Genomic DNA, 26,630 nt, shown 5'->3' with positions numbered 1-26,630 from the left:
GGATCGTGGCTCGGCCGCCGGACAGTTCCGGCACGTGCTCGCGGGCCTGGTTCTCCTGAACTCCCACCGGAGCGGGGGAGCCCGGCGCGGTTCAGCCGGGCTCCCCACGGGACGGGCCCGAAGTTCACGAGAGGAAGATCCGCAGGTCCACGGGCTGGAGGCCGTACCGGGTCTTGAACCAGGAGTTGCGCCTACCCGCGGTCACCGTTGGCCTTCCCTCGTCGAAGGCGGTCCTGACGGCCTGGCCGAACAGGACGTAGGACGGGCTGAACCCCTCGCAGGCCCCGTAGTCCACGCCGAGAGTCCACAGGTGGTAGCGGGTGTCGTCGACCAGGCTCACCAGCGCTCCGACCAGGTTCCCGTCCATGCGCAGCTCGGTGACGCGTGCACAGGACCCCAACGAGCCCAGGAACCCCTGGAACACGCCGGGCAGGTAGTAGTCGGCGTTGTCGTGTTTGGACCCCGCCGTGCCGCGGGCCAGGGCCACGAAACCGTCCAGGTCGGCCTCGTCCACGCCGAGCACCCGGATCTTGACGCCGGCCTCCTCCGCTCGGCGCAGGTGGCGGCGGAGCTCCCTGCGGGGTTTGCTCTCCAGGGTCATGAGATAGGGGTCGAACCCCGCCAGTCCGGAGATGTCCATGCTCCAGCGCTGGTCGAGGTGGGTGCCCGACAGGCCGGCGGAACCGAGCAGGTGCTCCTCGGCGCTGCCCGCGCCGACGTTGGCGACGCCGTGCAGCGCTGCCCCCCACTCCTGCGCGAGGTCGCGCATCGCCCCCAGCGCGAGGAGGGCGGCGTCGGCGCTCCTGGCGGGGACGACCGTCTCGTAGCAGTGCCACACGTGGGTCAGCAGCAGGGGGCGGTCCAAAACCTCGGGCCGGTTGGCCGCCAGCGCGCCCATCGGATCGACTCCCCGCTGGAGGTAGACCGGCAGTACCGCGTGCGCCTCCCCCGCTCCGTCGTGGACGAGGATGTGGGCGCTGCGTTCGACCGGGTGGAGCGGGAAGGCGTCGAAGGCGCGCAGGAACTCCGGGGAGTAGAACACCGGGGCGCGGGTCGCCCTGGCCAGGCGCTCCCACGCGCCGGTGTCCAGCTTGTCGACGTCGAATTCGAGCGTCACGTGCAGGGGCATGGTGCCTTTCTCCTCGATGTGTCAGGCCCAGTCCAGCAGGACTTTGCCCGCCTTTCCGCCGGCCGCGGTGGCGAAGGCTTCGACGTGCTGGTCGTAGCGGAACTTGTGGGTGATGACGAAGGAGGGATCGAGCCCGTTGGCGACCAGTGCGGCGACACTGCGCCAGGTCTCGGGTATGCGCCGGCCGCTCACCCCCTGGATGTTGAGCATCCTGGTGGAGATGTCGGCCCAGTCCACGGAGGTGTCCTTGGACGGCAGCCCGAGCGCCACGATCCTCCCCCCGGGGCTGACCGCGTCGAGCATGGTCTGGAGAGCCTCGGGCGCTCCCGACATCTCCAGGCCGATGTCGAAGCCCAGGGGGGTTCCCCCCGCCGCGCGCAGCTCGTCGGGGCCCGCCTGCGGAGCGGTGGCGGGGGTCACGTCGATGTGCTCGGCCAGCCCGAGCCGGTAGGAGCTGATGTCGGTGATGACCACCGCCCTCGCCCCCATGCGCGCGCAGATCTGTGCGGCCATCAGCCCGATGGGGCCCGCGCCGGTGATCAGGACCGACATGCCGCTGATGGGGTGGGTCGTGGCCGCGTGCACGGCGTTGCCCAGGGGGTCGAAGATCGAGGCGACCTCCAACGGCACACGGTCCCCGTGCACCCACACGTTGGCGGCCGGGACCGCGACGTACTCGGCGAAGACCCCGTCGGTGTGGACGCCGAGGTTGGTGTTCCTCAGGCACAGGTGGCGGGCCCCGGCACGGCACTGTTCGCATCGGCCGCAGGTCAGGTGGCCCTCGACCCCGACGATCTGGCCCTCGTGCAACCCGGTGACCGCGCTTCCGGTCGCGACGATGCGTCCCACGCACTCGTGCCCGGGGATCAGAGGGGTGCGGACCGCGCTTCGGGCCCAGTCGTCCCAGGCGTGGATGTGCAGGTCCGTCCCGCACAGCCCGGTCAGGAGGACACGGATGAGCACATCGTCGTCTCCGTGATGCGGGACGGGCGTCTCGATCAGCTGGAGGCCGGCCACCGGGCCGGGCTTGAAGAGCGCGGCCATGGTGGTGGGAAGCCCGTCGTTCATGCCCGGGCCAGCGGTGCGAGAGGGACCGCGATGCGCTGATCGTTCATGTCCACGAGCCACTGGTCGATGTCGAGCAGCCACCAGGACCGGATCTCGACGAAGTAGAACCGCCGGTCGCCCTCCCCCTCGAATTCGGTGAGGGGGAGCCGCCACTCCTGGCGGGTCTGCTCGTCGGGGAAGTTGCGCTGGTAGTAGAACTCGGCGACCTCTTCGAGGTCCTCCCCGGTCACCGGGGAAGCGGTTCCCGTGAATTGCGCGCCGTCCAGCCCGAAGCCGGGGAGACCGGTCATGAAGATCGACCCGGAGACCATCGGGCGGGCGTGGATGTTCTGCGAGTGCCGCGCCCTGCGCAGGGAGTACCAGAGGAGGCGCAGGGGTTCGCGGAGCGGGACGTAGTTGACGGTCGAGGCCCAGGCGCCCTCGGGGTCCTGGGTCGCGAGCGTCATGAACCGGCCGTTCTCGATGAGGAAGTTACTTCTCTCTGCAAGTTTCTGTGAATCAGACATTTTTCTCTCCGTCAGGTCCGGTCGATATGCCCCTCGTCAAGGGGGGCAAACGAGATTGCTTCCATGTTTTCCGGCGTTTCGGAGGTCTATTGGTTTTTTTAACAGGAGGTGCTAATTTCCTCATTTGAAGCAAGAGATCAAGGTTTTATCAATGGCAACAGAAGAGGCTTTGCGGCTCATAAGACATTCTTTTTTCTGGCGTACAGTCGGAAGAGGAAGAGCACACCGATGACCGCCGCCCGGATCGGCGGGACCTGGAGGAGGCCGCCATGGCCCAGTTCGACGCCCTCGGCACCATCTACGACGATTTCGCGCAGACGCCGTTCCGCAGGTACCTCGAACTCCCCAGCGTCGCCGGGGCCCTGGGGGAGGTGTCGGGGCTCTGTGTCCTCGACCTGGGCTGCGGGACCGGCCTGCACAGCCGGACGCTCGCGCGCGCGGGGGCGGCGCGCGTGGTCGGAACCGACGTCTCCCCGGGGATGCTGGAGCACGCCCGCGTCGCCGAGCGCCACCACCCCCTGGGCGTCGACTACGTCGAGGCCCCCCTCCCCGACGCGTTCACCGGGCTCTTCGACCTCGTGCTGTCGGTGTACGTCATGCCCTACGCCGCCGACCGCGCCGAGCTCGACGCCCTGTGTGCCCAGGCGTACGCGGCCCTGAAGCCGGGAGGCCGGCTCGTCGCCCTCCCCGCCAACCCCGGCCTCAGCACCAGCCCCGGCTACTACAGCCCCTACGGGTTCTCGCTGACCTTCGAGGCACCCCTGGCCGACGCGTCGCGGATCGTCCTGCACATGGGCTCCGAGACGATCTCCGCCCGCTTCTGGACCAGGCACACGCTCGACACCGCGCTCGCCGGCGCCGGGTTCGGGTCCGTCCGCGCCGTCCCCCACCGCGTCTCGCCCGAAGGGGAGGAGGCGTTGGGAGCCGACTTCTGGCGCCCCTACCTGGAACAGCCCCACGCGCTCATCCTGGAGGCCGAGCGCCCCGGCGCCGTGTCGGGGAGACCGGACTCCTGATCGCCGGTGGGCTCACAGGGCTGGGCCGCGTCGACCCGGCCGCGGTAGCGGTCTGCGGTGCCGCCGGAGCACTCGTCGGCGACCCGACCGGTTTCGAGACGGGGCGGCGCCTCGGGCCGCGGTCGAGGAGCAGTCGGCTCGGACGCCTGGTCGGACCCGCGCGCTGGGAGCGCGCGGAGGGGTCGTCGTCGCGATCGTGGCACCGACCCGTGCCGGTCGTTGCCGCCGGCTGGGTCACACGCCATCACCGGCGGGTGCGCGCGTGGGCCCGGCGCAACAAGGTCGAGCTGTGCTCCACCCCCACCCACGCCTCCTGGGCCGACCCGATCGAGGCGCACTCCGGACCCTTGCTGCAGTTCACCACCGCCAACTCCCACCGCCAACTCCCACCGCCCCGACCACGGGGCTCAGCCCCGGGCCCTGCATGCCTGCCTGCGGTGGCGCAACGCCAACGCCCGCGACCCGCACGTGCTCGCGGCCCGACGCCGCGAACGCGCCCGGGTGCGCAGCGAGAAAGGCCTGTGCTGGGGAGGCCGACCGTTGTCCATGGCGGCGTCCGTCCCGGTCGGGGGCCGCGGTGGCCGGGATCACCGCCCCGTCGGTCGTGACCGCCTTGACCCCGACGCAGCGTCCGGGTCTTTCCTGGTCGCATGCCGCTCAAACAATCCCTCGTCGTCGTCCCCTACCTCGCCTCGCACCTGCTGAGCCTGCTCGGCAACGGCATCGCGGCGGTCGCGCTGCCGCTGATCGTGCTGCAGACGACCGGCAGCCCGCTGGGCACGGCGGCGCTGGCGGCCGCGACAGCGGTCCCGGCCGTGCTGGTCGGACTGCTCAGCGGGGTGGTGATCGACCGGATCAACCGGCGGACGGCCTCGGTGGTCTCCGACCTGATCTCCGCGGCCTCCGTCGCCGCGCTGCCGCTGGTCGACCTGGTGTGGGGCCTGGACCTGGCGTGGTTCATCGTGCTGGGCGTCCTGGGCTCGTTCGGGGACGTGCCGGGGACGACGGCCCGCGAGGTGCTGGCCCCGATGGTGGCCCGGCACGCCGGGCTCGACCTGACACGGGTCGTCGGCCTGCGCCAGACCCTGACCTCCGCCGCCCTGGTGATCGGCCCGGCGGCGGCCGGTGTGCTGCTCGCCGCCTTCGACGCCGCTTCCGTACTGTGGATCACCGCGGCGACCTCGGCCGCCGCGGCGCTGCTGACGCGGACGCTGCCGCGTCGGCTCGGTGAGGTCGGGTCCGACGGGTCGCCTCGCCGGTCGGTCCTGCGCGAACTCGGGGAAGGCATGGCGGTGGTGGTGCGAAGCCGGTTCCTGCTCGGCACCTCGGGCCTGGTCGTCGGCCTGGCCGTGGCGCTCGGCGGGCTGCAGGGCCTGGTGATGCCGCTGTACTTCGACCTCATCGACCGCCCCGACCTGCTCGGCCTCGTCCTCACCGCACTGGCCCTCGGGATGCTGGGCGGCGCTGCGCTCTACAGCGCCATCGGCAGACGGCTCCCCGCGCGCACATGGCTGGCGGCCGGGCTCGTCGTCACCACCGCCGGCTTCCTGCTGATGGCCTCCCTGCTGGCCCCGGCCGTCGTGTTCGCCGGCGCCGCGGCCCTGGGCTTGGGCAACGCCGTGGTCGGAGCGGTCATCGGGGTGCTGCAGGTCGAACGGACCGCCGGCGCGGTACGCGGACGGGTGTTCAGCGTCAAGACCGCCCTGCTGATGGTCGCCGCACCGGCGGGGATCGGTCTGGCCGGGGTGGTGGCGGAGTACGGGACCCCGGTCCTGGCCGGGGCCGGCGTCGTCGGGGTGTGGATCCTCGTGCTGCTGGCCGTGATCATGTCGCGTGCCCTGCGCGACCTGGAACCGAAGGAGCTGTCCCATGCTCAGCGGTGAGCTCGCGGAGCTGGCCGGCGTCACCGTTCGCACGCTGCGCCACTACCACCAGATCGGACTGCTGCCCGAGCCGCCGCGCTCGGCCGGAGGCTACCGGGACTACGACGTGGGCCACCTCGTCCGCCTCCTGCGCATCACGAGGATGACCGCACTCGGCGTACCGCTGTCCGCGCTCCCCGCGGTGCTGGACGATCCGGCGGCCGCGGAGGAGCTGCTCGACGAGCTCGACCGCCAGGCCGCCGCCGAGATCGAACGGCTCGTCGCCCGCCGGGCCGGCATCGCCGCGCTGCGCCGCAGCGGCGCCCCGCCCGACCTGCCGCCGGAGCTCTCGGCATGGCGCACCGGCCCGGCGGTGGAGATGCCGGCGGACATGGCCCGCTACGAGCACGAACAGCTGGTCCTGGTCGGCCACCTGCTCGGCGAGGACGGCGCGGCGGGTTTCGCCGCCCTGTTCGGCGGGGCGGACAGCGGCACGGCCGCGTCCGCACCGCTGACGGCGCGCTTCTACGCCCTCGGTCCCGACACCCCCGACGACGAGGTCTCCTCGCTGATCGACGACCTGGTCGCGCACCTCGAGCCGCTGGTGCAGCGCCTGGCCGGCCTGCCCCCGCTCGACGCGCAGGCCGAAGAGCTGATGGACGAACTGAACCGGCAGAACCTCAGGCCCGTGCAACACCGCGTCCTGCGCCGGGTCCAGCAGCGGCTGGCCCGGCCCGACGGGGCCTGACGCGGCTCCGCGGCCTCGCACCGGTCCGTACCCCGAGGCGCACCGTGACCCAGGACATCTCCCGCGGGCTTGCGTACGACGCGACGTCGGGGTCTTGACTCGGGGGCATCGCATCCACCGACCCCGAGGATCCGCCATGACCGCTCCCTCGAAGCCGATCTCCGTCGAAGAGTTCTTCGGCCCGCCCGCCCGTAGCCGGGCCCTGCTGTCCCCGGACGGTGAGAAGGTCGCCTACCTCGCCCCGTGGCACGGACGGCTCAACGTGTTCGTCCGCGACCTGGACTCGGACTGGACCGCCCCCGACGACGCACACGACGCCGGAGCCCCGGACGTCCGGCGCGTCACCTCCGACACCCGGCGCGACATCGACGCCTTCTTCTGGACCACGGACGGCCGCCACCTGCTGTTCCAGCAGGACGCCGACGGCGACGAGAACTGGCACCTGCACCGCGCCGACCCTTATCGCCCCGACGAGCCCGCGGTCGACCTGACCCCCTACGAGGGTGTGCGGCTGCTCGGCGCGCAACTCCCGCCGGACCGGCCGGGCACCGCGTTCGTGCAGCTCAACATGCGCCGTCCCGACCTGATCGACCTGTTCGAGCTCGACCTGGCGACCGGCGGCCTGACCACGGTCGCGGAGAACCCCGGCGACGTCCTCTCCTGGCTGCGCACCCCCGGCCGTCTGCTCGCCTTCACCATGGAGGAAGGGGGCGACCACGTGCTGTCGGAGTGGGCCGCGGGTGAGCGGCGCCCGATCGCGCGGTTCTCCGGCGCGGACGCCCTCTTCGGGGTCCTCCCGACCGCGCCCACCCCGGACGGGAGGGGACTGTGGATCGGTTCCTCGCGCGGCTCGGACCGCACCCGCCTGGTCCGGGTCGACCTGGACACCGGCGAGCAGACCGGGGTGGACAGCCACCCCGTGTTCGACCTGGACACCCCCCGCCCCGAGGCCGACCCGCGCTTCCCGTCCTCGCTGATCCTGCACCCGGGCACCGGAGAACTCCTCGGCGCCCGCTACCTCGGCGCCCGGCAGGAGGTCCACGCGCTCGACGCGCACTTCGCCGCTGTACTGCCCCGGCTGGCCGAGCTGTCCGACGGCGACCTGGGCCACGTGTCCTGCGACGCCACGGCGCAACGCTGGGTGGTGGACTTCACCCACGACCGCGACCCCGGCGTCACCTGGTTCTACGACCACGCCACGGGACGGGCCCGCCGCCTGTTCCGGCCGTTCCCGCACCTGGACCCGGCCCGGCTCGCACCGGTCACCCCGATCACCGTGACCGCCCGCGACGGCCTGACCCTGCCCTGCCACCTCACCCTGCCGGTCGGGGTCGAGCCGCGCGGCCTGCCGACCGTGCTGCTGGTGCACGGCGGACCGTGGTACCGCGACAGTTGGGGCTACGACCCGGAGGTGCAGCTGCTGGCCAACCGCGGCTACGCGGTACTCCAGGTCAACATGCGCGGCTCCACCGGTTACGGCAAGGCCCACACCCGGGCCGCGATCGGCGAGTTCGCGGGCAAGATGCACGACGACCTGCTCGACGCCCTCGACCGGGTGGTCGAGCAGGGGATCACCGACCCGGACCGGGTCGCGATCTACGGCTGCTCCTACGGCGGCTACGCCGCGCTCGTCGGGGCAGCGTTCACCCCGGACCGGTTCGCCGCAGCGGTCAGCTACACGGGGATGTCCGACCTCGTCGACCTCGTCCGGTCGGTCGTCCCCTTCGCCCGCCGCGCCGTCGAGAACAGCTACCTGCGCTACATCGGCGACCCGGACGACCCCCGCCAGGAGGCCGACATGCTCGCCCGCTCTCCCATCGTCCGGGTCGACGACATCACCGCGCCGGTGCTGCTCATCCACGGCGCCAACGACGTCCGCGTCCACCGCCGCAACTCCGACCGCGTCTTCGACGCGCTCCGCGCCCGCGGCGCCGAGGTCGAGTACCTGCTGAACGAGAACGAGGGCCACTGGTTCGTCAACACGGACAGCAACATCGAGCTGTACCGCACGCTCGAACGCTTCCTGGCCCGGCACCTGGGCGGGCGCTCCTCCACCACCGCCTGAGCCGGAGCGGTCGGGAGGGGGCCGCGCTCCCTCCCGACCCCGGCGCTCCGTAGGCGGGGGTGCGTCGGCCGCCTGGCCAGCCCCGCCCCCGGATCCGGGGAGGTCCGGCTGATTAAGGGCCCTGTCACGGCCCCGGCCCTCGCGGTCCCGTCGGCGGGATCCGTGTGGTCCGCCCCGCCCGAGGAGGCGGGGGCGCGGCCGGTCGCGGGTCACGGCGGGGTTCCCAGGGCCTGTTCCAGCAGGGCGTCCGCGGCCGCCCGACCGTGTCGGCCGTAGTCCCCCTGGTTCAGGACCATGGCGCGGCTGGCCGCCCCGTCGGCGAGGGTGACCAGCTGCTCGGCGATCGCGTCGGGGCGGGGGCACCCCAGTTCCGCCACCAGCGCGGCCACCAGCCGCACCATGCGCAGCTTCTGTTCGCGCGCGTAGGCGTGGACCGGGTGCTCCGGGTCGGGGAACTCCGCCGCGGCGTCGATGAACGGGCACCCTCGCACCACGGGCGTGTCCGCGTCGGGCTGGTCGAACAGGCGGAGGAGCCGTTCGCGGGGGCCGATGTCCTCCCGGAACAGCACGTTCTCCATGGTGTCCCCCGAGTCCACGAGCGCCCGCAGGTGGGCGACGGCCAGCTCGTCCCTGGTCGGGAAGTGGGCGTAGAGGGTCCGCTTGGAGACCGGAGCCGCCGCCGCGACCTGCTCCATGCTGGTCGCGGTGATCCCCCCGGCCGTGAACAGCCGTGACGCGGCGGCCAGGATGCGCTCCCTCGCCCCGCGTCCCCTACGTGTCGTGTCACTCGCCACAGTCATGCGCAAAGTATACGCCTCCGTTTACTTGGGGTGCGGGTGTCGCTATGATCGGCCTCAAGTAAACGGAACCGTTTACTTGTACCGTCGTCGAGGAGCCCCCATGAGCCACCCCGCCCACACCGAGCTGAGCGCACACGCGGAGAAGCTGATCCGCGGTCGGCGCGCGACGCGCGCCTTCCGCCCCGACCCCGTGCCCGAGGAGACGATGCGCGCGATCTTCTCGCTGGCCGCGGCGGCGCCGTCCAACTCCAACGCACAGCCCTGGCAGGTGGAGGTCGCCAGCGGCCCCGCACGGGACCGACTGGCCGCTGCCCTCCGGGAAGCCCACGCCGCGGGCCGCACGTCGGTCGACTTCCCCTACGGCGACGACCTGTACTCGCCGGTGCAGCAGGAGCGGCGGGCCGCCTTCGGCGGCCGGCTCTACGGGACGCTGGGCATCGGCTTCGACGACCACGCCGCACGTGCGGCGTACGACGCCGAGAGCCTGCGGTTCTACGGCGCGCCCCACGTCGCGTTCCTCTTCGTCTCCGGTGAGGACAACGCCCGCCTGGCCGCCGACGTCGGCGCCTACATGCAGACCCTGCTGCTGGCGATGGCCGCCTACGGCGTGGCCAGCTGCCCGCAGGGCCTGCTGAGCTTCTACGCCGACGACGTGCGCGCCGAACTCGGCGTCACCACGGGGAAGCTGCTCGTGGGGATCTCGTTCGGCTACGCCGACGACGCCGCGCCGGTGAACCGCCTCAGCACCGGGCGGGCCGCACTGGGGGAGACCACGACCTTCCACGGCTAGTGCTGTGACCGCAAAGGCTCACCGGCCTGGGACGTGTGTCTTCCTTTGGCTGAGCAGGCGTTCAGGAGCACTCGCGCAAGGGGACCGTCGCAGGAACGCAGCGCGTCACACGCCGGCGGATGAGCCTTGTCGTCGGGAGAGGGATAGCCTGCGTCGCTCTCGGTCGATCTCGGTGACGACCACCGTGATCTCGTCGCCGACCTGGGCGACATCTGCTGGAGTCTCCACCGGTGTCCAGGCGAGCTCCCGCAGGTGAACCAGTCCCTCGATCCCGTCGGCGACCTGGACGAAGACCCCGAACGGGATCAGCTTGGTGACCTGGCCAGGCAGTTTCTGCCCCACCGCGATGGTGTCGGCGAATACCTGAAAGGGGTCCGGCTGTGTGGCTTTCAAGGACAGTCTGGCCTCCAGGTTCCACGTGTCGAACTGGAGGAACTCGCATGAGACGCGCTGCCCGACCTGCACGACGTCGGTGGCTGCCTCGAAGCGTCGCCAGGACAGTTCAGCAAAGGAGATGAACCCGACGCCGGGGAAGACCGGATGGTCGGGTCCGTCGTCCAGCGCCACGAACACACCAAACCGTTCGATCGCTGTGACGGTGCCGGAAAGGAACTCGCCGCGGTGCAATGACTCCAGGAATGCCCAGAGTTCTGGGTTCTCAGACGGTCCACCCATCATGCTCCAAGCCTTTCACGAGGAGCTTCGCACCGGATAGGAAGTGCGCTCACGCTGCGGTCTTGAGGGGACGTCCGCCCCAGCGGATGCCCTTCTCGCTGCGGATGCGGGCGCGTTCCTTGCGCTCGGCGGCCATGACGTCGCGGTGGCGGGCGTTGGCGTTGCGCCAGCGCAGGTAGGCGTGCAGGGCCCGTGTCTGGACGGTGTGGTTGGAGTGGTGGGAGTTGGCGATGGTGAACTGCCGCAGCGGTCCGAGATGCGCCTCGATCGGATTCGCCCAGGATGCATAGGTCGGGGTGAAGCACAGCTCGACCTTGTTCTTCCCTGCCCAGCGACGGATGTCGGCGCCTTTGTGGGCGGACAGGTTGTCCAGGATCACGTAGATCGGGGCGCCGTCGGGCCGGGCGGCACGGATCGACTTCAGCGCGGCCAGCGTGGTGGCGGCACCCTTTCTGCGGCGGTTGATGCCCCACAGGCTGTCGTCGCCGACCGAGTAGCAGCCATGGAAGTACCGCACGCCGTGAGTGCGGTGGTAGGTGGCGGGCAGCCGGTCGGGACGATTCTGCTCGGCCCAGCCCGAGCCCGCGGTGGGACGGATCCCGAGCGGGCCGAACTCGTCGAAGGCGAAGACCCGGTCGGGGAAGCGGTCGAGGACCTCCTCGATCCGGTCCAGCTTCGCCTCGCGGTCGGGGTCCGGGGATTCCTTCCACGTCTTGGTGCGCTGGAAGGTCACGCCGCGGCGGGCGAGCAGGCAGCGTAACGCCTCGCGGCCGATCCGGATCACGTGGCCGTGGACTTTGCGCAGGTAGGCGACGAGCTTGCGCAAGGACCAGCGGGTGAAGGGCTGGCCGAGCTTGGTCGGGCGGGTGATGGCCATCTGGATGACGAAGTCCTCGTCTTCAGGGCTGAGTTGGCGGGGACGGCCTCCCGCCCACCGAGGGTCCAGGCAGGCCAGGCCGATCTCGTTGAAGCGGTGGATCACGTCCCGGACGGTGTCCTCGTCTGCCTGCACCAGCTGGGCGATCACGGGCACCCGATTCCCGCCGGCCGAGGCCAGTAGCATCATCGCGCGCCGGTAGCGCACCGAGTTGGTGCTGCCCCGGCGCACGATCTGCTGCAGTTTCTGCCCTTCCTGGTCGGTCAGTCTGCGCACATGGACAGGCTCGGCCACCGCACCTCCAGCGGTCGGAACGGACGTCACCGCCCATCCAACTGCCCAACCAGCAACCCGGCGAACCTTCCCGGTCAGAGCACTAGAGCCCGGAGACGGCAGCGGGTCCGGCCGCCGGGACGCCGCGGCTCGGAGCAGGAGCGCTGCGGACACCCCTGTCGGGGCAGGGCGTGGGGGAGCGGGGCCCGCAGGATCAGGGAAGGCGTACCAGGCAGGCGTTGTGGTATCGGTACTCCACCACCTCGACCCAGTCCTCCAGGTACTCCTCGCAGCTCTCGCCCGGATCGTCGGGAGGCGTCGCCTCCGTTCCCCAGCTGGCCGTGTGGGGAACCCGGTACTCGGCTGCGGGAGTCCAGCAGGGGACCTCGGCCACCGAACCGCCGAAGTCCGTGGCGCAGTCCCGCAGTTCGAGTTCGGGCGAACCGCCTTCCAGCACATGACTCGCCCCGACCGAGAGCGGCTCGTGGCCGGCGTACAGCAGGACGGCGAAGGCCACGACAGTGAGCGCGGCCAATGCTCCCTTCCGTCCGGCCGTCTGCCCGGGAGTGGTGGAAGGGCCCGGCGACGACGCGACCGGGGGCAGGACGCGCGTCTCGTTCGGGGTGACGACCTCGGTGAGGGCCTCGGGCAGCCATGCCCCCGCCGGGCGGTCCGGGCCTGTCGGGGGCCGTGTGCCGCAGGCGGCCAGGACGCTGTCGGGGGTGGGTCGCTGGGCGGGGTCCTTGGCCAGGCAGGCGGAGACCAGGTCTTCGAGGGAGGCGGTCAGGCCGGTCAGGTCGGGTTCGGAGTAGATGATGCGGTGGGTGATCGCGTGGGCGGGGCCTTCGCCGAAGGGGCTGCGGCCGGTGGCGGCGAAGGCCAGCACGCACCCGAGCGAGAACACGTCCGAGGCGGGTCCCACCGCGTCCCCGGTGACCTGTTCGGGGGACATGAACGCGGCGGTGCCCAGCACGGTGGAGGTGCGGGTGTGGGAGGTGGCGTCCAGGGCGCGGGCGATGCCGAAGTCGATCAGGCGGGGCCCGTCGGCGGCCAGCAGGACGTTGCCGGGTTTGAGGTCGCGGTGGACGATGCGGCAGGCGTGCACCGCGATGAGCCCCTCGGCCAGGCCCGCTCCCAGGGCGGCGACCGAGTCCGCCGGGAGCGGGCCGTGTTCGCGGACGGCCGCGTGCAGGGTGGGGCCGGGGATGTAGGCGGTGGCCAGCCAGGGCGGGTTCCCGGCAGGGTCGGCGTCCACGACCTGGGCGGTGTGGAACCCGCCCACCTTGCGGGCGGCCTCGACCTCGGCGGCGAAGCGGCGGCGGAACTCGGGGTCCTCGGCGAGTTCGGGGTGGACCACCTTGACCGCGACGTCGCGCCCGCCGGGCGAACGGCCCAGGTACACCCGGCCCATACCGCCGGCGCCCAGGCGGGCGCGCAGCAGGTAGAGACCGATCCGCTGTGTGTCACCGGGAGAGAGGGGGGCGCCCGCTCCGGAGGCAGCGAGGACGGACGGTGCCGCAGCCTCCTCCGGGGGCTCTGTGGAGGGTGCCGCTCGGCGACGGGCACGCAGCACCACGACGACCAGCGCGACGGCTACCAGCAGGGACAGGAACAACAGAAATGGGGGGCTGCCGTAGTCTCGCATGCCGCGACGTTAGCCCCGGGCGCGGGTCCGCGCGAGGGAGTTGTGAGGTCGAGGCGTCCGATCTGCCGCGGGGGCCTGCCGACGACGTGTTCGACGCCGTTCCCGACACCGGCCGGGACCTCGTGTTCCGGGGTGTTCTCCGCCCTGCCGTGCCCGAGGGCTACGTCTGGCCGTTCTCGGACAGGTCCTTGACGACGGTGCGGTGGGGTGTGAAGCGGACCAGTCGGCCGTCATCCGCGTGGGGCCGGAAGTCCGGGTGCCCTACCCCCTCGTCACCGCCCAGGTAGCGGCGCAGCGTACCTCTGGCCTGAACCCGGTCGAAGGGCGCGATCGTGTGACGTCGTGGATACCCGCCGGGTTCCGCCGTCAGGTGCCGGACCTGGTCCGGCCTGACGCCGACCGCCTCCGGCCGGCCCTTCGAGCGGCACGGGCTCCCCGGCGTAGCGGGAGCGGGGGCCCGTCCGCGCGCCGCGTGGGTCCGTGCGGGGAGGCGAGGGAGCGGTCAGTCTGAGGCGATCAGGGTGAAGCGGAAGACCTGGTCCCCGGACCCGGTCACCCGCAGTCACTGCCGACCGTCGAGGGAACAGAAGTAACGGTGGTCCGGAACCGCGGATCCGGTGCACGCGATCGTGTCATCGACACGACCCCGCCCCGGGGGCACCGGTGGGGCGGAGGTTGCGGCATGACGCGTTCAGGTGATCCGGTCGTCTCATTCCCCGGACAAGGGGTCCCGAATGTTCGCACGGTGTCGTGACATGGGCGGCTGTGGCGAAGCCGGTTCGGGGCGGAGCCGTTTGTGCCCGCACGGGAGCGGCGAGGACACCACCCGGCCGCACCCCCGAGGGGCGGCACAAGGCACCTCTCGTCCTTGTCACGCACATCCGATGCGGGCCCTCACCCGCTGGGAAAGAGCACATCCCCATGGCGCACATCCACGCCCACGTCACCACCGGATTCGAGAAGCGCAAGGAGACCCTGGCGGGCGGCACCGCCTTCATCCTCTACTGGGACCGCTCGGACCTGGGCATCTACTACCCGGTCAGCCTGCTCGGCGGTTCCGGCGGCGACAAGCACGACTTCGCCTTCAAGGACGGCATCTCCCCCTCCTCCATCCTGCAGTTCCGCTTCGACACCGCCTACGACGAGCTCACCGAGGCGGTCCTGGACGACACCAACCTGCACTTCCGCCGGGGCCGCACCGGCTCCTGGGAGCGGGCCGTGCAGCGCAAGGGCAGCGACTACTACATTGCCGCCCAGGGCTCGGACAACTCCATGACCGGCATCCAGCAGGGCCACGTCTACGACGACCAGATCCGCTTCGCCCTGCGCATGGCCATCGCCGGCAAGGGCGACTCGTGGATCTCCGCCGACGAGAACTCCGGCAGCATCCGCATGCGCGACGACGTCATGCGCCGCGCCCACCTGGTGGCGCTGCGCCGCGGCGACGACCTCGGCGACGCCACCGGCGGGTACGACGCCAAGTTCTACCCGATGTCCTCGGCCGAGCTGATCGACGAGATCAAGTAGGACCGCAGCAGCGGGACGAGGCACGGGCGCCCTGACCCCCGGGGCGCCCGTGCACGTCTGCGGTCGGCGGGAAGGCGGCCGTCCGGCCCTGTGGGAGGGCTGGGCTGCGCCCGGTTGACGCAGACACGGAGATGCCCCGCGCTGTCACCCCTGCCCGCAGGCGCCGTCGTTCGCGCGCGGGCGGGGAGCGCCGGCCGCCTCTGCGCCGGAGCCGTGTTGCGCGACGTCGTGTTCGACTGCTCCCACCCCGCCTCCCCGACCCGCTTCTGGGCGGAGACGCTCGACGGGTACGAGGTCGCCCCCTACGACGACGGAGAACTCGAACGACTCCGCCGAAGGGGATCGAGGCCCCCGAGGACGATCCCTCGGTGCTCGTCCGGCCGGTCCCGGAGGCCGCGCTCCGCTTGCCCTTCCACAGGGTCCCCGAACCGAAGAGCGCCGAGAACCGGGTGCACCTGGCCCCGTGGGCCGAGGACGTCGAGGCGGAGGCCGGACGGCTCGTCCGACCGGGCGCCACCAGGAGGGTCCGGATCGAGGACTGGGTGGCGACGGCCGACCCCGAGGGCAACGAGTTCGACGTCCTGCCTGCTGAGTGAGCCGCGCCCCACCGCGTACCCGCAGTGCCGACCGACGTCCCCGGTATTCGGTGTTGCTATGTACCGGTAGTCAGTAATACTATGCACCAGTAGTCAGTGCTGATGAGTAGTCAGAGGAGGCGTTCCGTGGGCAAGCAGGCGACGGAGATGCTCAAGGGGGTCCTGGAGGGCATCGTCCTCGCGATCCTGTCCGGCCGACCTGCCTACGGCTACGAGATCACGGCGTGGCTGCGGGACCAGGGCTTCTCCGACATCGCCGAGGGCACCGTCTACGCGCTGCTCGTCAGGGTCGAGCGGCGCGGCCTCGTCGACGTCGAGAAGGTCCCGTCCGAGAAGGGGCCGCCGCGCAAGGTGTACTCGCTCAATTCCCAGGGGCGTGCCTACCTCGAAGAGTTCTGGAGGACGTGGAGCTTCCTCGCAGAACGACTTGAACAGCTCCGAGAAGGAGGACAGTGAACATGGCCCCGAGTTGGATCGAACAGGTCACGGGACCGTTCGAGGAGAAGAAGCGGTACCGCCAGTACAAGGCGCGCACGAAACAGCTTCCCGGGAACTACCGCACGGCGATCGAGGCGCTCGACCGGTACCTGATGTACTTCGGCTCGATCACGAAGGGGGACGTCCTGATGGAGATGCTGGACGACCTCATCGACCTGTTCGAGCAGAGCGCCGCGGCCCGAACCCCGATCCGGGAGATCGTCGGGGAGGACCCCGTGGAGTTCGCCGAGACGTTCCTGGCGAACTACTCGGAGGGCCAGTGGATCAAGAAGGAGCGCGAACGCCTGGCCCGGGCCGTCGAACGCGCCGCCGGAGAAGACACCGGGAAGGAAGAGGGATCCCTGTGACGAGGACACAGCAGCAGCCGGCGATCCGCCTGCGGGGCCTGGAGAAGTCCTACAAGGACCTGCGCGTGCTGCGCGGGGTGGACTTCGACGTCGCTCCGGGCAGCATCTTCGCCCTGCTCGGCTCCAACGGGGCGGGCAAGACCACGGTCGTGAGAATCCTGTCCACCCTGCTCAAGGCCGACAAGGGGACCGCCGCGGTCAACGGCTTCGACGTCGCCGCACAGTCGGCGAACGTGCGGGAGTCCATCAGCCTCACCGGGCAGTTCGCCGCCGTCGACGAGATCCTCAGCGGCCGGGAGAACCTCGTGCTCGTCGCCAGGCTGCGCCACATGGAGGACCCGGGCGCGATCGCCGACGACCTGCTCTCCCGCTTCTCGCTGATGGAGGCGGGCGGGCGGAGGGTGTCGACCTACTCGGGCGGCATGCGCCGCCGCCTGGACATCGCCATGAGCCTCATCGGGAACCCGCCGGTCGTCTTCCTGGACGAACCGACGACCGGGCTCGACCCCCAGGCGCGCATCGAGGTGTGGGAGGCGGTGAAGAACCTCGCCGGGAGCGGCACGACGGTCCTGCTGACCACGCAGTACCTGGACGAGGCCGAACAGCTCGCCGACCGGATCGCGATCCTCCACCGGGGCCGGATCATCGTCGACGGCACCCTCGCCGAGCTCAGGGCGATGCTGCCGCCCGCCGAGGTCGAATACGTCGAGAAGCAGCCGACCCTGGAGGACGTCTTCTTCGCGGTCACCGGCGACTCCGACAAGGACGGCGAAGACCGCCGAACCGCATTAGAGAAGAAGTAGGGGACCGACCATGGCAACGCACTTCCTCGGCGACACCGCCGCCCTCACCGGACGGACCCTGCGCCACGTCACGCGCAGCCCGGACACCATCATCACGACCGCCGTTATGCCCATCGCCATGATGCTGATGTTCGTCTACGTGTTCGGCGGCGCGATCGACACCGGGTCGGTCTCCTATGTGAACTACATGCTGCCCGGCATCCTGCTCATCACCATCGCCTCGGGCATCGCCTACACCGCGTTCCGCCTCTTCACCGACATGCAGGGCGGGATCTTCGAGCGCTTCCAGTCCATGCCGATCGCCCGGTCGGGCGTGCTGTGGGCCCATGTCCTGACCTCGCTCGTCGCCAACGTCCTCTCCCTCGTGGTCGTCGTGGGCGTCGCCCTGCTCATGGGCTTCCGGTCGGGGGCCGGGGTGGGGGCATGGCTCGCGGTCGCCGGCATCCTGATCCTGTTCACCCTGGCGCTGACCTGGATCGCCGTCATCCCCGGCCTCTCCGCGACCTCGGTGGAGGGGGCGAGCGCCTTCTCCTACCCGCTCATCTTCCTGCCGTTCCTCAGCTCGGCGTTCGTGCCCACCGACACCATGCCCGGCCCGGTGCGCTGGTTCGCCGAACACCAGCCGGTGACGTCCATCGTCAACACGATCCGCGACCTGCTCACCGGCCGGCCGGTCGGCGACGACGTCTGGACCGCCCTGGCCTGGTGCGTCGGCATCCTCGTCGTCGCCTACGCCTTCGCCATGGCCACGTACCGCCGCAAGATCAGCTGAGCGCGGCCCCGCCCGGCCACCCGCCGAGGACGGGGAGCGCGGACCGGCGGCGCCAGGGGCGCCACGGCACACCGGACACGACCCCGCCTCCACGGACACGCCCCACCACGCTTCGTCACCATGGGTGATCGTGTGGATGCACAAGGAAACTGTTTCTGTCGTCGGCGGCGCCGAGGGCGAAGCGGGCCCCGCGCCGGTACGGAACCGGTGCGGGGCCGCCGTGGTGGAGGGGTGCCGGCAGGGGACGGCCGACGTCGTTCGCGGCCGGGGCGGGAGTACTTCGTCGGCTCCCCGAAGCGCGGACGTGGCCCGAGGGCACGGGCTCCGCGGCCCTTCGTGGGCCAACCGCGGGAACGGTGCCGGCCCCGAGGGCGACAGCGGCTCCCGGTCGCGGGGATGTCGGTGGAGCGTCCCCGGACCGCTGTCGCGGGCCCCGCCGACCTCAGTGGCCCGGGGCGTCGACCTGTCCGGAGGGCCCCGTCTCCGCGGACAGGGTCTCAGGGAAACCGCAGTGGCGCAGCCCGGGAATGGGCTCGTAGTTTCCGCCCCCGGAAACGTTCACCGCCGGGAACCAGCCCCACCCCTGGTCCAGATAGGCCTCATCGCCCTGTGTGTACAGCCACCAGTTGTTGCGGTAATCGCCGACCGGGGGGTTCTCCAGGTAGGTGAATTGCTGCTGGCAGACGAACCATGCCCTGTTCGCGTAGAGGTATCCAGAAATCTCACCGGGGTTGTCCCTGCCGACACCCCTTTCGAGGTTGCCGCCGAGCCATGCGTTGCAATACGTCGTCGACCAGGAAGTTCCGTGGTGATCGACCACGGTCGGCCCTGCGCCGGAGCACCCCTGCGCCGCACTGGCGGGCCCGGCCGCAGCGATGCTCCCGGCCAGCGCTGCCGCGACAAGGAGGATCCTCGTCATTTTTCTCATCGTTCTCGTCCCAGTGGTGGTATTGAGGGTGAACGTCGTTGATGACGATCCTCCCGTGTGTGGGGGATGTCCACTGGAAAACTCGAACAATGGCCGATCCCGGCCATGGTGGATGGTGTGGAACCGGTGTCACGCCATTCTCGCGTGCCTCAGAATTCCCCTCCTGTGAGCGTGTCGCCGTACGCCGATGCGCGTGTGCGGGCGGGTGCGTCGGCGCGCCGGTGTCAGCGTTCCGGCTCCGGGTCGGGCCGGCGGGTCGGGGCGTATCTGGCGAGCATGGTCTGGACGGCCTGTTCGACGGCGTCGTGGATGTCGGAGGCCGCGGGGTCCCAGTCGGTCAGCAGCATGCGGGGCCACAGGACGTAGTTGGCGATCATGCCGAGGAACTGGTTCGCGGCGCTCACCGCGTCCGGGACATCGGCGTTGCCCGCCTCGTGCTCGGCTTCCAAGTAGTGCTGGACGGAGGTGAAGTAGGGCAGTTTGCCGAGCTGGAACTGCATCCGTCCCAGTTCGGGGAAACGGGGCAGTTCGGCGATGACGATCCGGAACAGGGCCGTCATGCCGGGCCGGCCGACCAGGTCGGCGTAGCGGTGGCCGATGGTCGCCAGTCCGGAGCGCAGATCTCCGGTCTGCGGCCGCTCGACGGCGTCGCCGGCGTCGCGCTGCCAGGACTCGGTGACGATGGCCTCGAAGAGGGCAGCCTTGGTGGGGAAGCGCTTGAACAGGGTGGACTTCGAGACCCCGGCCGCTTCGGCGACCCGGGCCAGTGAGGTGCCGTCGTAGCCGCGGTCCAGGAACAGTTCTGTGGCCGCGGCGACGATCGCCTCGCGTTTGCGCTGAGCGAGCCTGCGGTGGTGCGCGGAGAGTTCTGCTGCCATGCGGACAGTATGCCGCAGTCCCGAGGCGAGTCACTTGACTCGCCACACGGTCCTGCCTACGATGCGGGAACAAGGCGAGTCGAGTGACTCACCTCTTATCTGCGGCGCCCGGGTGGACCCCGGTGGCCGCGCGGTGGAGGAACGTTCATGACGATCGACAAGATCGCTCTGGTGACCGGTGCGAATCGCGGCCTCGGACGCGGCGCGGCCCTCGCTCTGGCCAGACGCGGGGTGCGGGTCCTGGTCACCCACCGCGGTGATGCGGCCGGGGCCGAGGAGACAGTGGAACAGGTGAAGGCGGTGGGCGGGACGGCCGCTGTTCTCCGGCTCGACATCAGCGAGGTCTCCTCCTTCGCGTCCTTCACCTCCGAACTGGGCGAACAGCTGAGGCGCTGGGGTGCTTCGCGGCTCGACGTCCTGGTCAACAACGCGGGAGTGGGGATCTTCGGACCGCTGGAGGAGGTCACGGTCGACGACTTCGACACGGTGATGGGCACCAACGTCCGGGGCACGTTCTTCCTCGTCCAGTCACTCGTGCCGCTGCTGGCCCAGGGCGGCCGCGTCATCAACGTCTCGACGTCGCTGACCCGCCACACCAGCCCCGCCACCTCGGTCTACTCGGCCTCGAAGGCCGCCGTCGAAGCCCTGAGCCGCACCCTCGCCGCAGAACTCGGCCCGCGCGGCATCCGGGTCAACTCCATCGCCCCGGGGCCGACCGCCACCGATTTCAACGGTGGCGCGATGCGGGACGACGCCGAGACGCGCCGGGATCTGGCCGGACGGACGGCGCTCGGCCGCGTCGGCGAACCCGAGGAGATCGGCGACGCCATCGCCGCACTGGCCTCCGAGGACCTGCGCTGGGTCACCGCCCAGCGCATCGAGGTCTCGGGCGGCGCCCTCCTCTGAGAGGCCGGGCGGACGGCCCCGTGGCCATGGCCGCCGGCGCCGTGCGGACCGACGCACGGCCCTCCCGGCGGTGCCCGCCGCCCACGGAGCCGACCCCTCGCCCACCGCCTTCGAGCCGGACTTCGCGACTGCTCCCCAGGGGACGCCGACCACGCTCACCGCGGGCGCCGTCGCCCTCGCCCGAGCCCGTCCGGGCGGTGGCCGTGGGCCGGGCCGCGGTGGCCGGCGTGCGGTGGTGCGTCGCGGCCGGGTGCGACAAGACCGCCGCCTCCTGCGAAGCGGCGGTCCCTCCCGCCCCGTTTTCGCCCTGGGCGGGACCTGGGCGACGACGGACCCCGGGCGCACCGGCCCGGGGGCGCGGGCGGCCGTGCGCCGCACGTGCCGCCCGGCCGACCGTGGCGGGCGGCCGGGCGTGCGGGTCAGGAGGAGGGCTCGGCGGCCGCGGTGCGCCGCACCTTCACGGCGGTGACGGTGCGCCCGCTGGTCTCGGCGACCTCGGCCTCCCAGGAGCCGAAGGAGACCTTCTCCCCGGGCGTCCTGGGGATGTGGCCCAGGATCGCGATGAGCAGGCCGGCGACGGTGACGTAGTCGCCCTCGGGGGGATCGTTCAGCGGCAGGTCCAGGTCGGACAGGTCGTGCACCGGGTAGGTGCCCGGCAGCGTCATGGTGCCGTCGTCGTTGGAGACCACGGTGCGGATGTCGGAGTCGGTCTCGTCGTAGATCTCCCCGACGATCTCCTCCAGCAGGTCCTCCAGGCTGACGATGCCGTCGATGCCGCCCATCTCGTTGACCACCACGGCCAGCTGCTGGTGCTCGGCGGTCATCCGGCGCAGGGCCAGGGAGACCACCAGGGAGTCGGGCAGCAGCATCGGCTCCCGCGCCAGCTCACCGGCGGCTCCCTCACCGCGGACCAGGTCGGACCAGTGCACGACGCCGAGCACCTCGTCGAGGTCGTCGTCGGCGACGACGGGGGCCCGGGAGTGGCCCTGGTCGGCGAGCATGCGGGCGGCCTCCCCGGCCGGGGTGCGGGCCGGGATGGTGAAGACCTCGCCCCGCGGGACGACGACCTGGCGCAGCCGCCGGTCGTCGATCTCGAAGGCGCCCGAGATGATGGTGCGCTGCTCGGCGGTCATGCCGCGCTGGGTGGCGAGCATCTCGCGCAGCTCCTCCTCGCCGATCTCCTCCTTGGCGGCGGTGGGGTCACCGCCGGTCAGGCGCACGACCAGGTTGGTGGAGGCGCTCAGCAGCCACACCACGGGTCGCGAGAGCGCGGCCAGCACGTCCAGGGGCCGGGAGACCACCAGGGCCCAGGTCTCGGCGCGCTGCATGGCGATGCGCTTGGGCGCGAGCTCGCCGAAGACCAGGGTGACGAAGGTCAGGACGATGGTGACCAGGACGACCGAGACCGGAGCGGCCGCGGAGCCGAGGAAGCCGAGCGGTTCGACCAGGGGCTGGGCCAGGGCCACGGCCGCGGTGGCCGAGGCCAGGAAGCCGGCCAGGGTGATGCCGATCTGGATGGTGGCGAGGAAACGGTTGGGGTCCTTGGCCAGGCGGGCGACGGCCCTGCCGCCGGGCCCCCGCTCCGCCAGCTGCTTGATCTGCCCTTCGCGCAGTGTGATCAGGGCGATCTCGCTGCCGGCGAAGAGGGCGTTGACCACGACGAGGACCAGGACGAGGCCGATTTGAACCCCGTAGCTCTCCATAACTGCTGTCGTCTCCGATGCTGCTGGTGAAATGTGTGGTTCCTGCCCGGTTCCGGGCCGCACAAGCCTCCCACAAACAGCAGTCGGCCCAGAAGGACCGCCGCGAACCCCGGCGGCGGGGCGGGCGGGGCCGCGGCGGCCCGCCCGCCCCACGCACCAGTGCGCGCCCCGCCCCGCGGTGCGCCGACGCACCGCGGGGCGACCTCGCGGTTACGCCTGCTTCGGCAGGGTGAGGATCTCGGCCCCGTCCTCGGTGACGGCGATGGTGTGCTCGCTGTGCGCGGTCCGGCAGCCCGTCTCGCTGCGCAGCGTCCATCCGTCGTCGTCGGTGACGAGCCGGGCGGTGTCCGCCATGACCCACGGCTCCAGAGCGAGCATCAGTCCGGGGCGCAGCTTGTACCCGCGGCCCGGCCGCCCGGTGTTGGGGACGTGCGGGTCCTGGTGCATCGTCGATCCGATGCCGTGGCCCCCGAACTCGGTGTTGATCGGGTACCCGGCACCGCGCAGGACCTTGCCGATGGCGTGGGAGATGTCGCCGACGCGGGCCCCGGGGCCGGCGGCGGCGATGCCCGCGGCCAGTGCGCGTTCGGTCGCCTCGATCAGCGCGAGGCTCTCCGGCGGCCGGGAGTCGCCCACGACGAAGCTGATGGCGGAGTCCGCGGCGACCCCTCCCAGGGAGACGGCGAGGTCGAGCGTCAGCAGGTCGCCGTCGGCGAGCGCGTAGTCGTGCGGGAGGCCGTGGAGCACCGCGTCGTTGACGGCGGTGCAGATGTAGTGGCCGAACGGTCCGCGTCCGAAGGACGGCGCGTAGTCGACGTAGCAGGACTGCGCGCCGGCCTCGGTGATCATCTCCTGGGCCCACCGGTCGATCTCCAGGAGGTTCGTGCCCACCGTGCTGCGGTCCCTCACCGTCCGCAGGATGTGGCCGACCAGGGCCCCTGTCTCTCTGGCCTGGGGCAGTTTGCCGGGGTCCAGGATCTCGATCATGCGGCGCCTTCCTCATGCAACCAATAACTATACCGTCCGTACTATACCGGCTTTCGGGTTCTCCCGAGGCCGGGCCGCCCCGCGCACCCGGGAAGAACGGCGGCGGGGAGGACGGCCCCAGGAGCCGGCGCCGGGAGCGGTTCCTGTTCCGAAGTTCTTCACCCCGGGCAGCGGCCGGGAAGTGTCCCATACTGGTGCGCATGAGTGACACACCCTCCCCGCGCTCTCCCGGCCCGCTCCGGGCCATCGCGCTGGCCGCCGCGGTCCTGGTGGCCGCCGCCTGTTCTCCCCCCGCTCCTCAGGGCGGACCGGGTCCCGCCGCCTCCGGCGAGCCGACGTCCTCCGCCGACGCCGGTGAAGCCTCCTCCCGGGTCACCGGCCTGAACGCCGACTTCACCACCCAGGCCCAGCTCGTCGAAGGGCTCACCGCGGCCGTGCGGAACGTCGGGCGCACCACGGACGGCAAGGGCGCCCCGGCCCTGGCGTTCGACCTCACACTCACCAACGCCACAGGCCAGCCCTTCGACGCCACCCGCGTCGCCGTGTTCGTCTTCCACGGCCCCGACAGCAGGGAGGCGTCCCCGGTGATCCTGGAGTCCGACGAGAGCGGCAACGGCACCCTGGCCCACTTCGACGCACCGATCCCCGACGGGCAGGAGGCGACCGTCACCTACGGGTTCGACGTGTACGCCGACCACGAACAGGTCTTGATGGAGATCGTCCCCGAGGGTTCCGAAGGGTTGTACTTCAGCGGCACCGTCCCCACCTGAGAAAGTCCGTGGGGGACGCCGGTCCGCGCTCACGCGCCCGCGACGGCCGGACGGCGCCGTGGCCGGGCTCCTGCGCGGGGCGGCGAACCGCCCCGGGCCCTCCCCGACGGGTCCGGCATTCTCCCGCACCACCCCGGCAAGGAGAACTGTTGAGTTACGACGTGGTGGCCCTGGTCGCGGAAAGGCCCGACGACCCGGCGATCGTCAACGCCCTCCGAGGCCTCGACCCGGAACTGCGGCTGCACCGGCACAAGGACACCGGCGTCCTGCAGATCCGCGACGGCCACGGCCGTCTGCTGGTCACCCTCGAACCCGGACAGCGGGTCGAGGCCGCGGGCGAGGTCGAGCGCCTGCTCGGCGCGGAGGTCGTGGCGGGCCTGCCCGACCGGTTCTGGTGGGTGGAGACGCGGGCGCGCCCCGACGAGCAGGGCCGCGAGGCGGCACACCGGTTCGCCGACGGGCTCGCCCTCGCGCTCGGGGGAGCGGTGTGGACCTCGGGCGCGGCCGACTTCGGCCTGTGGGAGGAGTCCGAGCACCCGGCGGCCGAGCGCGCCGCGGCCAGGGCGGTCCTCATCGCCCAGGACCGGGACGTGGTGCCCTTCTCCTCCTGGCTCAGCGACGCGGTGGCCACCCACGCGGGCCGCAAGACGCTCCAGGTGCTCACCCCGCCCACCGCGCGGCTCACCTACGGCGTGCGCACCTTCCTCGCCGGGCCGCTGGGCCGCTGGGTCGTGCGCGGCGAGGACGGCGGCCACTACGACGGCCTCACCGGGCTCGCGGTGCACTGGGACCACACCTACGGGTTCCTCGCCGACCAGGAGCCCTCCGGGCCGAACTGGGCCGCGAGGAACCCCGGCGCCGCACCGGTATCGGGGTTCCTCGCCGGCTTCGCCGAAGGCGCCGGTACCCAGGTGGTCGTGGACGTGTCCGTCCTCCACCCGGGCCCCGCCGCCCCGCGTCCGGGCCGCGCCGCGGAGATCGTCGCCGAGCACCTGGCCGGGCACGCCCCGGCGGCCTGGGGGCCCCACGAGCCCGCGCTCCGGGAGTGGGACCGCGAGCGCATCGCCCGCTTCGCGGCCGGGCGCGGCCCCGGGGCGACGATCCTCTACCTGGCCGGGCCGCTGGGCCGGGGGCGTCCGCTCGCCGGGCAGATCAGCCTCACCCGCCGGGACGACCGCCTCCTGGAACGGATCTCGATCGTGGCCGGGTTCGAGGACCGGGAGAGCGTCCCCTTCGGCGCGCTCCCGGACCTGGTGCGGGCCCTGGCCGCGGAAGGGCTCCTGGAGAGCCTGCGGGTACGCCGCCTGCCGGGGCACGGCGACACCACCCACGGACCCGTGTGGGCCGGCCCCCCGACCCCGGTCGGGGTGGCGGTGGGCCCCGAGCGCCTGCGCGCGATCGGGCTCGGCCGCGCCCAGGCCGGACCCCTCAGGGGCACTCTCCTGGGGGAGGGCGGGGACCGGGCGCTCTGGTACCCCGTGGTGCAGGACGCCGCATCGCCCCTGAAGGGCCTGTGGCTCATGCGGCGCCAGACCGACTACCTCGCCTCGGCCTCCCCGGGGTGAGGGGCGGACCGGATCCACCGCCGACAGCCGAAGACGTTCCGGCCCCGCTCCTGTGGTGCGCCGGGCGGGTGGCGGACACGGGTGCGCAGGACATGCCCCGTGCGGGGCCGAACGGTGTGACGCCCGGGCCCCGCACGGGACGCGAGGATCAGCGCTCCATCAGGGCGAAGACCCCCCAGCCGAGGTACTCACGCGTGGCGCGCGCATAGCGGGCGGGCTCGGCGTCGAGCTCCTCCCGCACCTCGGGGGCCAGCTCGTCGTCCGGGTTCCGGTCGAGCCAGCGGCGCATGTTGAGCCACTGGGCCGCGGCGTACCGGTCCCAGCTGTCCTGGTCGGACAGCACCATCTCCACGACGTCGTACCCCAGGCCCTGGAACCGCTCGATCAGCTCCGGAAGCGACAGGAAATCGGCGATTCCGGTGGCGTTGCAGGCCCTGGCGGTCTCCTCGTCCGGAGGGGTCCGACGCCAGTACGGCTCACCGATCAGCATCAGGCCCCCGGGGCGCAGGCTGCGGCCGAGCAGCTCGGCCGTCCCGGCGACACCGCCGCCGATCCAGGTGGCGCCGACACAGGCGGCCAGATCCACCGGCTCGTCCGCGACGTGGCCGGAGGCGTCGCCGTGGACGAACTCGACACGGTCGTCGACGCCGAGCTCGACGGCGCGGGCCCGGGCCTGGGCGGTGAAGACCGTGCTGATGTCGACGCCCGTGCCCGTGAAGCCCAGGTCGCGAGCCCAGGTGCACAGCATCTCGCCCGAGCCGCTGGCCAGGTCGAGCACCCGCGTCCCGGGGTCCAGGTGGAGCGCCTGACCCAGGGCGGCGAACTTGGCCGGGGTCAGCGGGTTGTGGATGCGGTGGCTGCTCTCGCGGATGGTGAAGATACGGGGAAGGTCCATG

General features: G+C 71.7%; 26 protein-coding genes and 1 pseudogene. 15 read left to right on the top strand and 12 right to left on the bottom strand.

What is annotated here, in order from left to right:
• Nucleotides 1-124 precede the first annotated feature (124 nt).
• Genes ACIRPH_RS08935 through ACIRPH_RS08925 form a run of 3 tightly spaced genes read right to left on the bottom strand, consistent with a single transcriptional unit; the run spans nucleotide 125 to nucleotide 2,703 of the window.
• A complete protein-coding gene (locus ACIRPH_RS08935; protein WP_402911259.1) occupies nucleotides 125-1,129 on the bottom strand; it encodes a GNAT family N-acetyltransferase in 1,005 nt (334 codons plus the stop codon).
• Between the two features lie 21 nt (nucleotides 1,130-1,150).
• A complete protein-coding gene (gene tdh, locus ACIRPH_RS08930; protein ID WP_402911256.1) occupies nucleotides 1,151-2,197 on the bottom strand; it encodes an L-threonine 3-dehydrogenase in 1,047 nt (348 codons plus the stop codon).
• The gene (locus ACIRPH_RS08925) at nucleotides 2,194-2,703 is read right to left on the bottom strand and encodes a pyridoxamine 5'-phosphate oxidase family protein (protein ID WP_402911254.1); all 510 of its coding nucleotides are present in this window, start codon (nucleotides 2,701-2,703) and stop codon (nucleotides 2,194-2,196) included. The genes tdh and ACIRPH_RS08925 overlap by 4 nt, the downstream gene beginning before the upstream one ends.
• A 269-nt stretch (nucleotides 2,704-2,972) precedes the next feature.
• On the opposite strand from ACIRPH_RS08925, the gene ACIRPH_RS08920 reads away from it, so the two are divergent.
• The 5 genes and pseudogenes from ACIRPH_RS08920 (at nucleotide 2,973) to ACIRPH_RS08900 (ending at nucleotide 8,394) form a co-directional block, all read left to right on the top strand.
• A complete protein-coding gene (locus ACIRPH_RS08920; protein ID WP_402911252.1) occupies nucleotides 2,973-3,719 on the top strand; it encodes a class I SAM-dependent methyltransferase in 747 nt (248 codons plus the stop codon).
• Between the two features lie 254 nt (nucleotides 3,720-3,973).
• A pseudogene (locus ACIRPH_RS08915) lies at nucleotides 3,974-4,274 on the top strand (IS630 family transposase); the annotation flags it as partial.
• A gap of 95 nt (nucleotides 4,275-4,369) precedes the next feature.
• Nucleotides 4,370-5,602, top strand: coding sequence for an MFS transporter (locus ACIRPH_RS08910; protein ID WP_402911249.1), 1,233 nt, complete (start codon nucleotides 4,370-4,372; stop codon nucleotides 5,600-5,602).
• Entirely contained in the window at nucleotides 5,589-6,329 is a 741-nt protein-coding gene (locus ACIRPH_RS08905) for a MerR family transcriptional regulator (RefSeq protein ID WP_402911246.1), read from the top strand. The genes ACIRPH_RS08910 and ACIRPH_RS08905 overlap by 14 nt, the downstream gene beginning before the upstream one ends.
• 136 nt (nucleotides 6,330-6,465) lie before the next feature.
• A complete protein-coding gene (locus ACIRPH_RS08900; protein ID WP_402911244.1) occupies nucleotides 6,466-8,394 on the top strand; it encodes a S9 family peptidase in 1,929 nt (642 codons plus the stop codon).
• A gap of 209 nt (nucleotides 8,395-8,603) precedes the next feature.
• Here ACIRPH_RS08900 and ACIRPH_RS08895 read toward each other — a convergent pair whose 3' ends face one another.
• Nucleotides 8,604-9,194, bottom strand: a complete 591-nt coding sequence (locus ACIRPH_RS08895; protein WP_402911241.1) for a TetR/AcrR family transcriptional regulator — start codon at nucleotides 9,192-9,194, stop codon at nucleotides 8,604-8,606.
• A 100-nt stretch (nucleotides 9,195-9,294) separates the two neighbouring features.
• On the opposite strand from ACIRPH_RS08895, the gene ACIRPH_RS08890 reads away from it, so the two are divergent.
• Nucleotides 9,295-9,984, top strand: a complete 690-nt coding sequence (locus ACIRPH_RS08890; RefSeq protein ID WP_402911239.1) for a nitroreductase — start codon at nucleotides 9,295-9,297, stop codon at nucleotides 9,982-9,984.
• Between the two features lie 105 nt (nucleotides 9,985-10,089).
• Here the strand turns inward: ACIRPH_RS08890 and ACIRPH_RS08885 are convergent, their stop codons facing one another.
• The 3 genes from ACIRPH_RS08885 to ACIRPH_RS08875 form a co-directional block, all read right to left on the bottom strand.
• Entirely contained in the window at nucleotides 10,090-10,662 is a 573-nt protein-coding gene (locus ACIRPH_RS08885; RefSeq protein WP_402911236.1) for a S1 RNA-binding domain-containing protein, read from the bottom strand.
• Between the two features lie 46 nt (nucleotides 10,663-10,708).
• A complete protein-coding gene (locus ACIRPH_RS08880; RefSeq protein ID WP_402911233.1) occupies nucleotides 10,709-11,830 on the bottom strand; it encodes an IS630 family transposase in 1,122 nt (373 codons plus the stop codon).
• A 193-nt stretch (nucleotides 11,831-12,023) separates the two neighbouring features.
• The gene (locus ACIRPH_RS08875; protein WP_402911230.1) at nucleotides 12,024-13,454 is read right to left on the bottom strand and encodes a serine/threonine-protein kinase; all 1,431 of its coding nucleotides are present in this window, start codon (nucleotides 13,452-13,454) and stop codon (nucleotides 12,024-12,026) included.
• A 921-nt stretch (nucleotides 13,455-14,375) separates the two neighbouring features.
• Between ACIRPH_RS08875 and ACIRPH_RS08870 the strand changes: the two genes are divergently transcribed.
• The 6 genes from ACIRPH_RS08870 to ACIRPH_RS08845 all read left to right on the top strand — a co-directional run bounded on the left by ACIRPH_RS08870 (nucleotide 14,376) and on the right by ACIRPH_RS08845 (nucleotide 17,997).
• Nucleotides 14,376-14,981: a hypothetical protein gene (locus ACIRPH_RS08870; protein WP_402911228.1), complete on the top strand. Its 606-nt coding sequence runs from the start codon at nucleotides 14,376-14,378 to the stop codon at nucleotides 14,979-14,981.
• 368 nt (nucleotides 14,982-15,349) lie between these two features.
• Nucleotides 15,350-15,577: a VOC family protein gene (locus tag ACIRPH_RS08865; protein ID WP_402911225.1), complete on the top strand. Its 228-nt coding sequence runs from the start codon at nucleotides 15,350-15,352 to the stop codon at nucleotides 15,575-15,577.
• Nucleotides 15,578-15,679: 102 nt separating this feature from the next.
• The gene (locus ACIRPH_RS08860; RefSeq protein ID WP_402911222.1) at nucleotides 15,680-16,033 is read left to right on the top strand and encodes a PadR family transcriptional regulator; all 354 of its coding nucleotides are present in this window, start codon (nucleotides 15,680-15,682) and stop codon (nucleotides 16,031-16,033) included.
• A 2-nt stretch (nucleotides 16,034-16,035) separates the two neighbouring features.
• Nucleotides 16,036-16,422 carry a DUF1048 domain-containing protein gene (locus ACIRPH_RS08855; RefSeq protein WP_402911220.1) on the top strand — a complete coding sequence of 129 codons (387 nt, stop codon included), beginning with the start codon at nucleotides 16,036-16,038 and terminating at the stop codon, nucleotides 16,420-16,422.
• Nucleotides 16,419-17,225, top strand: coding sequence for an ABC transporter ATP-binding protein (locus ACIRPH_RS08850; protein ID WP_402911219.1), 807 nt, complete (start codon nucleotides 16,419-16,421; stop codon nucleotides 17,223-17,225). The genes ACIRPH_RS08855 and ACIRPH_RS08850 overlap by 4 nt, the downstream gene beginning before the upstream one ends.
• A 10-nt stretch (nucleotides 17,226-17,235) precedes the next feature.
• Nucleotides 17,236-17,997 (top strand): ABC transporter permease, encoded by a 762-nt coding sequence (locus ACIRPH_RS08845; RefSeq protein WP_355012443.1) that lies wholly within the window; start codon nucleotides 17,236-17,238, stop codon nucleotides 17,995-17,997.
• Nucleotides 17,998-18,439: 442 nt separating this feature from the next.
• On the opposite strand, the gene ACIRPH_RS08840 is transcribed toward ACIRPH_RS08845, so the two are convergent.
• Both ACIRPH_RS08840 and ACIRPH_RS08835 read right to left on the bottom strand, forming a co-directional pair.
• Nucleotides 18,440-18,916 (bottom strand): hypothetical protein, encoded by a 477-nt coding sequence (locus ACIRPH_RS08840; protein ID WP_402911216.1) that lies wholly within the window; start codon nucleotides 18,914-18,916, stop codon nucleotides 18,440-18,442.
• A gap of 233 nt (nucleotides 18,917-19,149) precedes the next feature.
• Nucleotides 19,150-19,803: a TetR/AcrR family transcriptional regulator gene (locus ACIRPH_RS08835; RefSeq protein WP_402911213.1), complete on the bottom strand. Its 654-nt coding sequence runs from the start codon at nucleotides 19,801-19,803 to the stop codon at nucleotides 19,150-19,152.
• A 147-nt stretch (nucleotides 19,804-19,950) separates the two neighbouring features.
• Between ACIRPH_RS08835 and ACIRPH_RS08830 the strand changes: the two genes are divergently transcribed.
• A complete protein-coding gene (locus ACIRPH_RS08830) occupies nucleotides 19,951-20,709 on the top strand; it encodes an SDR family NAD(P)-dependent oxidoreductase (RefSeq protein WP_402911211.1) in 759 nt (252 codons plus the stop codon).
• 419 nt (nucleotides 20,710-21,128) lie between these two features.
• On the opposite strand, the gene ACIRPH_RS08825 is transcribed toward ACIRPH_RS08830, so the two are convergent.
• Complete coding sequence (locus ACIRPH_RS08825) at nucleotides 21,129-22,412, bottom strand: hemolysin family protein (RefSeq protein ID WP_402911208.1); 1,284 nt, start codon at nucleotides 22,410-22,412, stop codon at nucleotides 21,129-21,131.
• Between the two features lie 210 nt (nucleotides 22,413-22,622).
• Nucleotides 22,623-23,399, bottom strand: coding sequence for a type I methionyl aminopeptidase (gene map, locus ACIRPH_RS08820; protein WP_402911206.1), 777 nt, complete (start codon nucleotides 23,397-23,399; stop codon nucleotides 22,623-22,625).
• 200 nt (nucleotides 23,400-23,599) lie between these two features.
• Between map and ACIRPH_RS08815 the strand changes: the two genes are divergently transcribed.
• Entirely contained in the window at nucleotides 23,600-24,169 is a 570-nt protein-coding gene (locus ACIRPH_RS08815; protein ID WP_402911203.1) for a hypothetical protein, read from the top strand.
• Between the two features lie 149 nt (nucleotides 24,170-24,318).
• Nucleotides 24,319-25,734, top strand: a complete 1,416-nt coding sequence (locus ACIRPH_RS08810) for a DUF6177 family protein (RefSeq protein ID WP_402911200.1) — start codon at nucleotides 24,319-24,321, stop codon at nucleotides 25,732-25,734.
• A 148-nt stretch (nucleotides 25,735-25,882) separates the two neighbouring features.
• Here ACIRPH_RS08810 and ACIRPH_RS08805 read toward each other — a convergent pair whose 3' ends face one another.
• Complete coding sequence (locus ACIRPH_RS08805; protein WP_402911198.1) at nucleotides 25,883-26,629, bottom strand: SAM-dependent methyltransferase; 747 nt, start codon at nucleotides 26,627-26,629, stop codon at nucleotides 25,883-25,885.
• Nucleotide 26,630: the final 1 nt, after the last annotated feature.

It is taken from the genome of Nocardiopsis sp. NPDC101807 (assembly GCF_044766605.1).
In the GTDB taxonomy this organism is placed as follows: Bacteria; Actinomycetota; Actinomycetes; order Streptosporangiales; family Streptosporangiaceae; genus Nocardiopsis; species Nocardiopsis tropica.
The sequence above is the reverse complement of the archived record's forward strand: the minus strand, read 5'-3'. Positions and strand labels throughout refer to the sequence as shown.

Bases quoted from the DNA above. Each gene is read 5' to 3' on its own strand.
- ACIRPH_RS08935 (WP_402911259.1), bottom strand. From the start codon at position 1,129: ATGCCCCTGCACGTGACGCTCGAATTCGACGTCGACAAGCTGGACACC.
- tdh (WP_402911256.1), bottom strand. From the start codon at position 2,197: ATGAACGACGGGCTTCCCACCACCATGGCCGCGCTCTTCAAGCCCGGC.
- ACIRPH_RS08925 (WP_402911254.1), bottom strand. From the start codon at position 2,703: ATGTCTGATTCACAGAAACTTGCAGAGAGAAGTAACTTCCTCATCGAG.
- ACIRPH_RS08920 (WP_402911252.1), top strand. From the start codon at position 2,973: ATGGCCCAGTTCGACGCCCTCGGCACCATCTACGACGATTTCGCGCAG.
- ACIRPH_RS08910 (WP_402911249.1), top strand. From the start codon at position 4,370: ATGCCGCTCAAACAATCCCTCGTCGTCGTCCCCTACCTCGCCTCGCAC.
- ACIRPH_RS08905 (WP_402911246.1), top strand. From the start codon at position 5,589: ATGCTCAGCGGTGAGCTCGCGGAGCTGGCCGGCGTCACCGTTCGCACG.
- ACIRPH_RS08900 (WP_402911244.1), top strand. From the start codon at position 6,466: ATGACCGCTCCCTCGAAGCCGATCTCCGTCGAAGAGTTCTTCGGCCCG.
- ACIRPH_RS08895 (WP_402911241.1), bottom strand. From the start codon at position 9,194: ATGACTGTGGCGAGTGACACGACACGTAGGGGACGCGGGGCGAGGGAG.
- ACIRPH_RS08890 (WP_402911239.1), top strand. From the start codon at position 9,295: ATGAGCCACCCCGCCCACACCGAGCTGAGCGCACACGCGGAGAAGCTG.
- ACIRPH_RS08885 (WP_402911236.1), bottom strand. From the start codon at position 10,662: ATGATGGGTGGACCGTCTGAGAACCCAGAACTCTGGGCATTCCTGGAG.
- ACIRPH_RS08875 (WP_402911230.1), bottom strand. From the start codon at position 13,454: ATGCGAGACTACGGCAGCCCCCCATTTCTGTTGTTCCTGTCCCTGCTG.
- ACIRPH_RS08870 (WP_402911228.1), top strand. From the start codon at position 14,376: ATGGCGCACATCCACGCCCACGTCACCACCGGATTCGAGAAGCGCAAG.
- ACIRPH_RS08860 (WP_402911222.1), top strand. From the start codon at position 15,680: ATGAGTAGTCAGAGGAGGCGTTCCGTGGGCAAGCAGGCGACGGAGATG.
- ACIRPH_RS08855 (WP_402911220.1), top strand. From the start codon at position 16,036: ATGGCCCCGAGTTGGATCGAACAGGTCACGGGACCGTTCGAGGAGAAG.
- ACIRPH_RS08845 (WP_355012443.1), top strand. From the start codon at position 17,236: ATGGCAACGCACTTCCTCGGCGACACCGCCGCCCTCACCGGACGGACC.
- ACIRPH_RS08840 (WP_402911216.1), bottom strand. From the start codon at position 18,916: ATGACGAGGATCCTCCTTGTCGCGGCAGCGCTGGCCGGGAGCATCGCT.
- ACIRPH_RS08835 (WP_402911213.1), bottom strand. From the start codon at position 19,803: ATGGCAGCAGAACTCTCCGCGCACCACCGCAGGCTCGCTCAGCGCAAA.
- ACIRPH_RS08830 (WP_402911211.1), top strand. From the start codon at position 19,951: ATGACGATCGACAAGATCGCTCTGGTGACCGGTGCGAATCGCGGCCTC.
- ACIRPH_RS08825 (WP_402911208.1), bottom strand. From the start codon at position 22,412: ATGGAGAGCTACGGGGTTCAAATCGGCCTCGTCCTGGTCCTCGTCGTG.
- map (WP_402911206.1), bottom strand. From the start codon at position 23,399: ATGATCGAGATCCTGGACCCCGGCAAACTGCCCCAGGCCAGAGAGACA.
- ACIRPH_RS08815 (WP_402911203.1), top strand. From the start codon at position 23,600: ATGAGTGACACACCCTCCCCGCGCTCTCCCGGCCCGCTCCGGGCCATC.
- ACIRPH_RS08805 (WP_402911198.1), bottom strand. From the start codon at position 26,629: ATGGACCTTCCCCGTATCTTCACCATCCGCGAGAGCAGCCACCGCATC.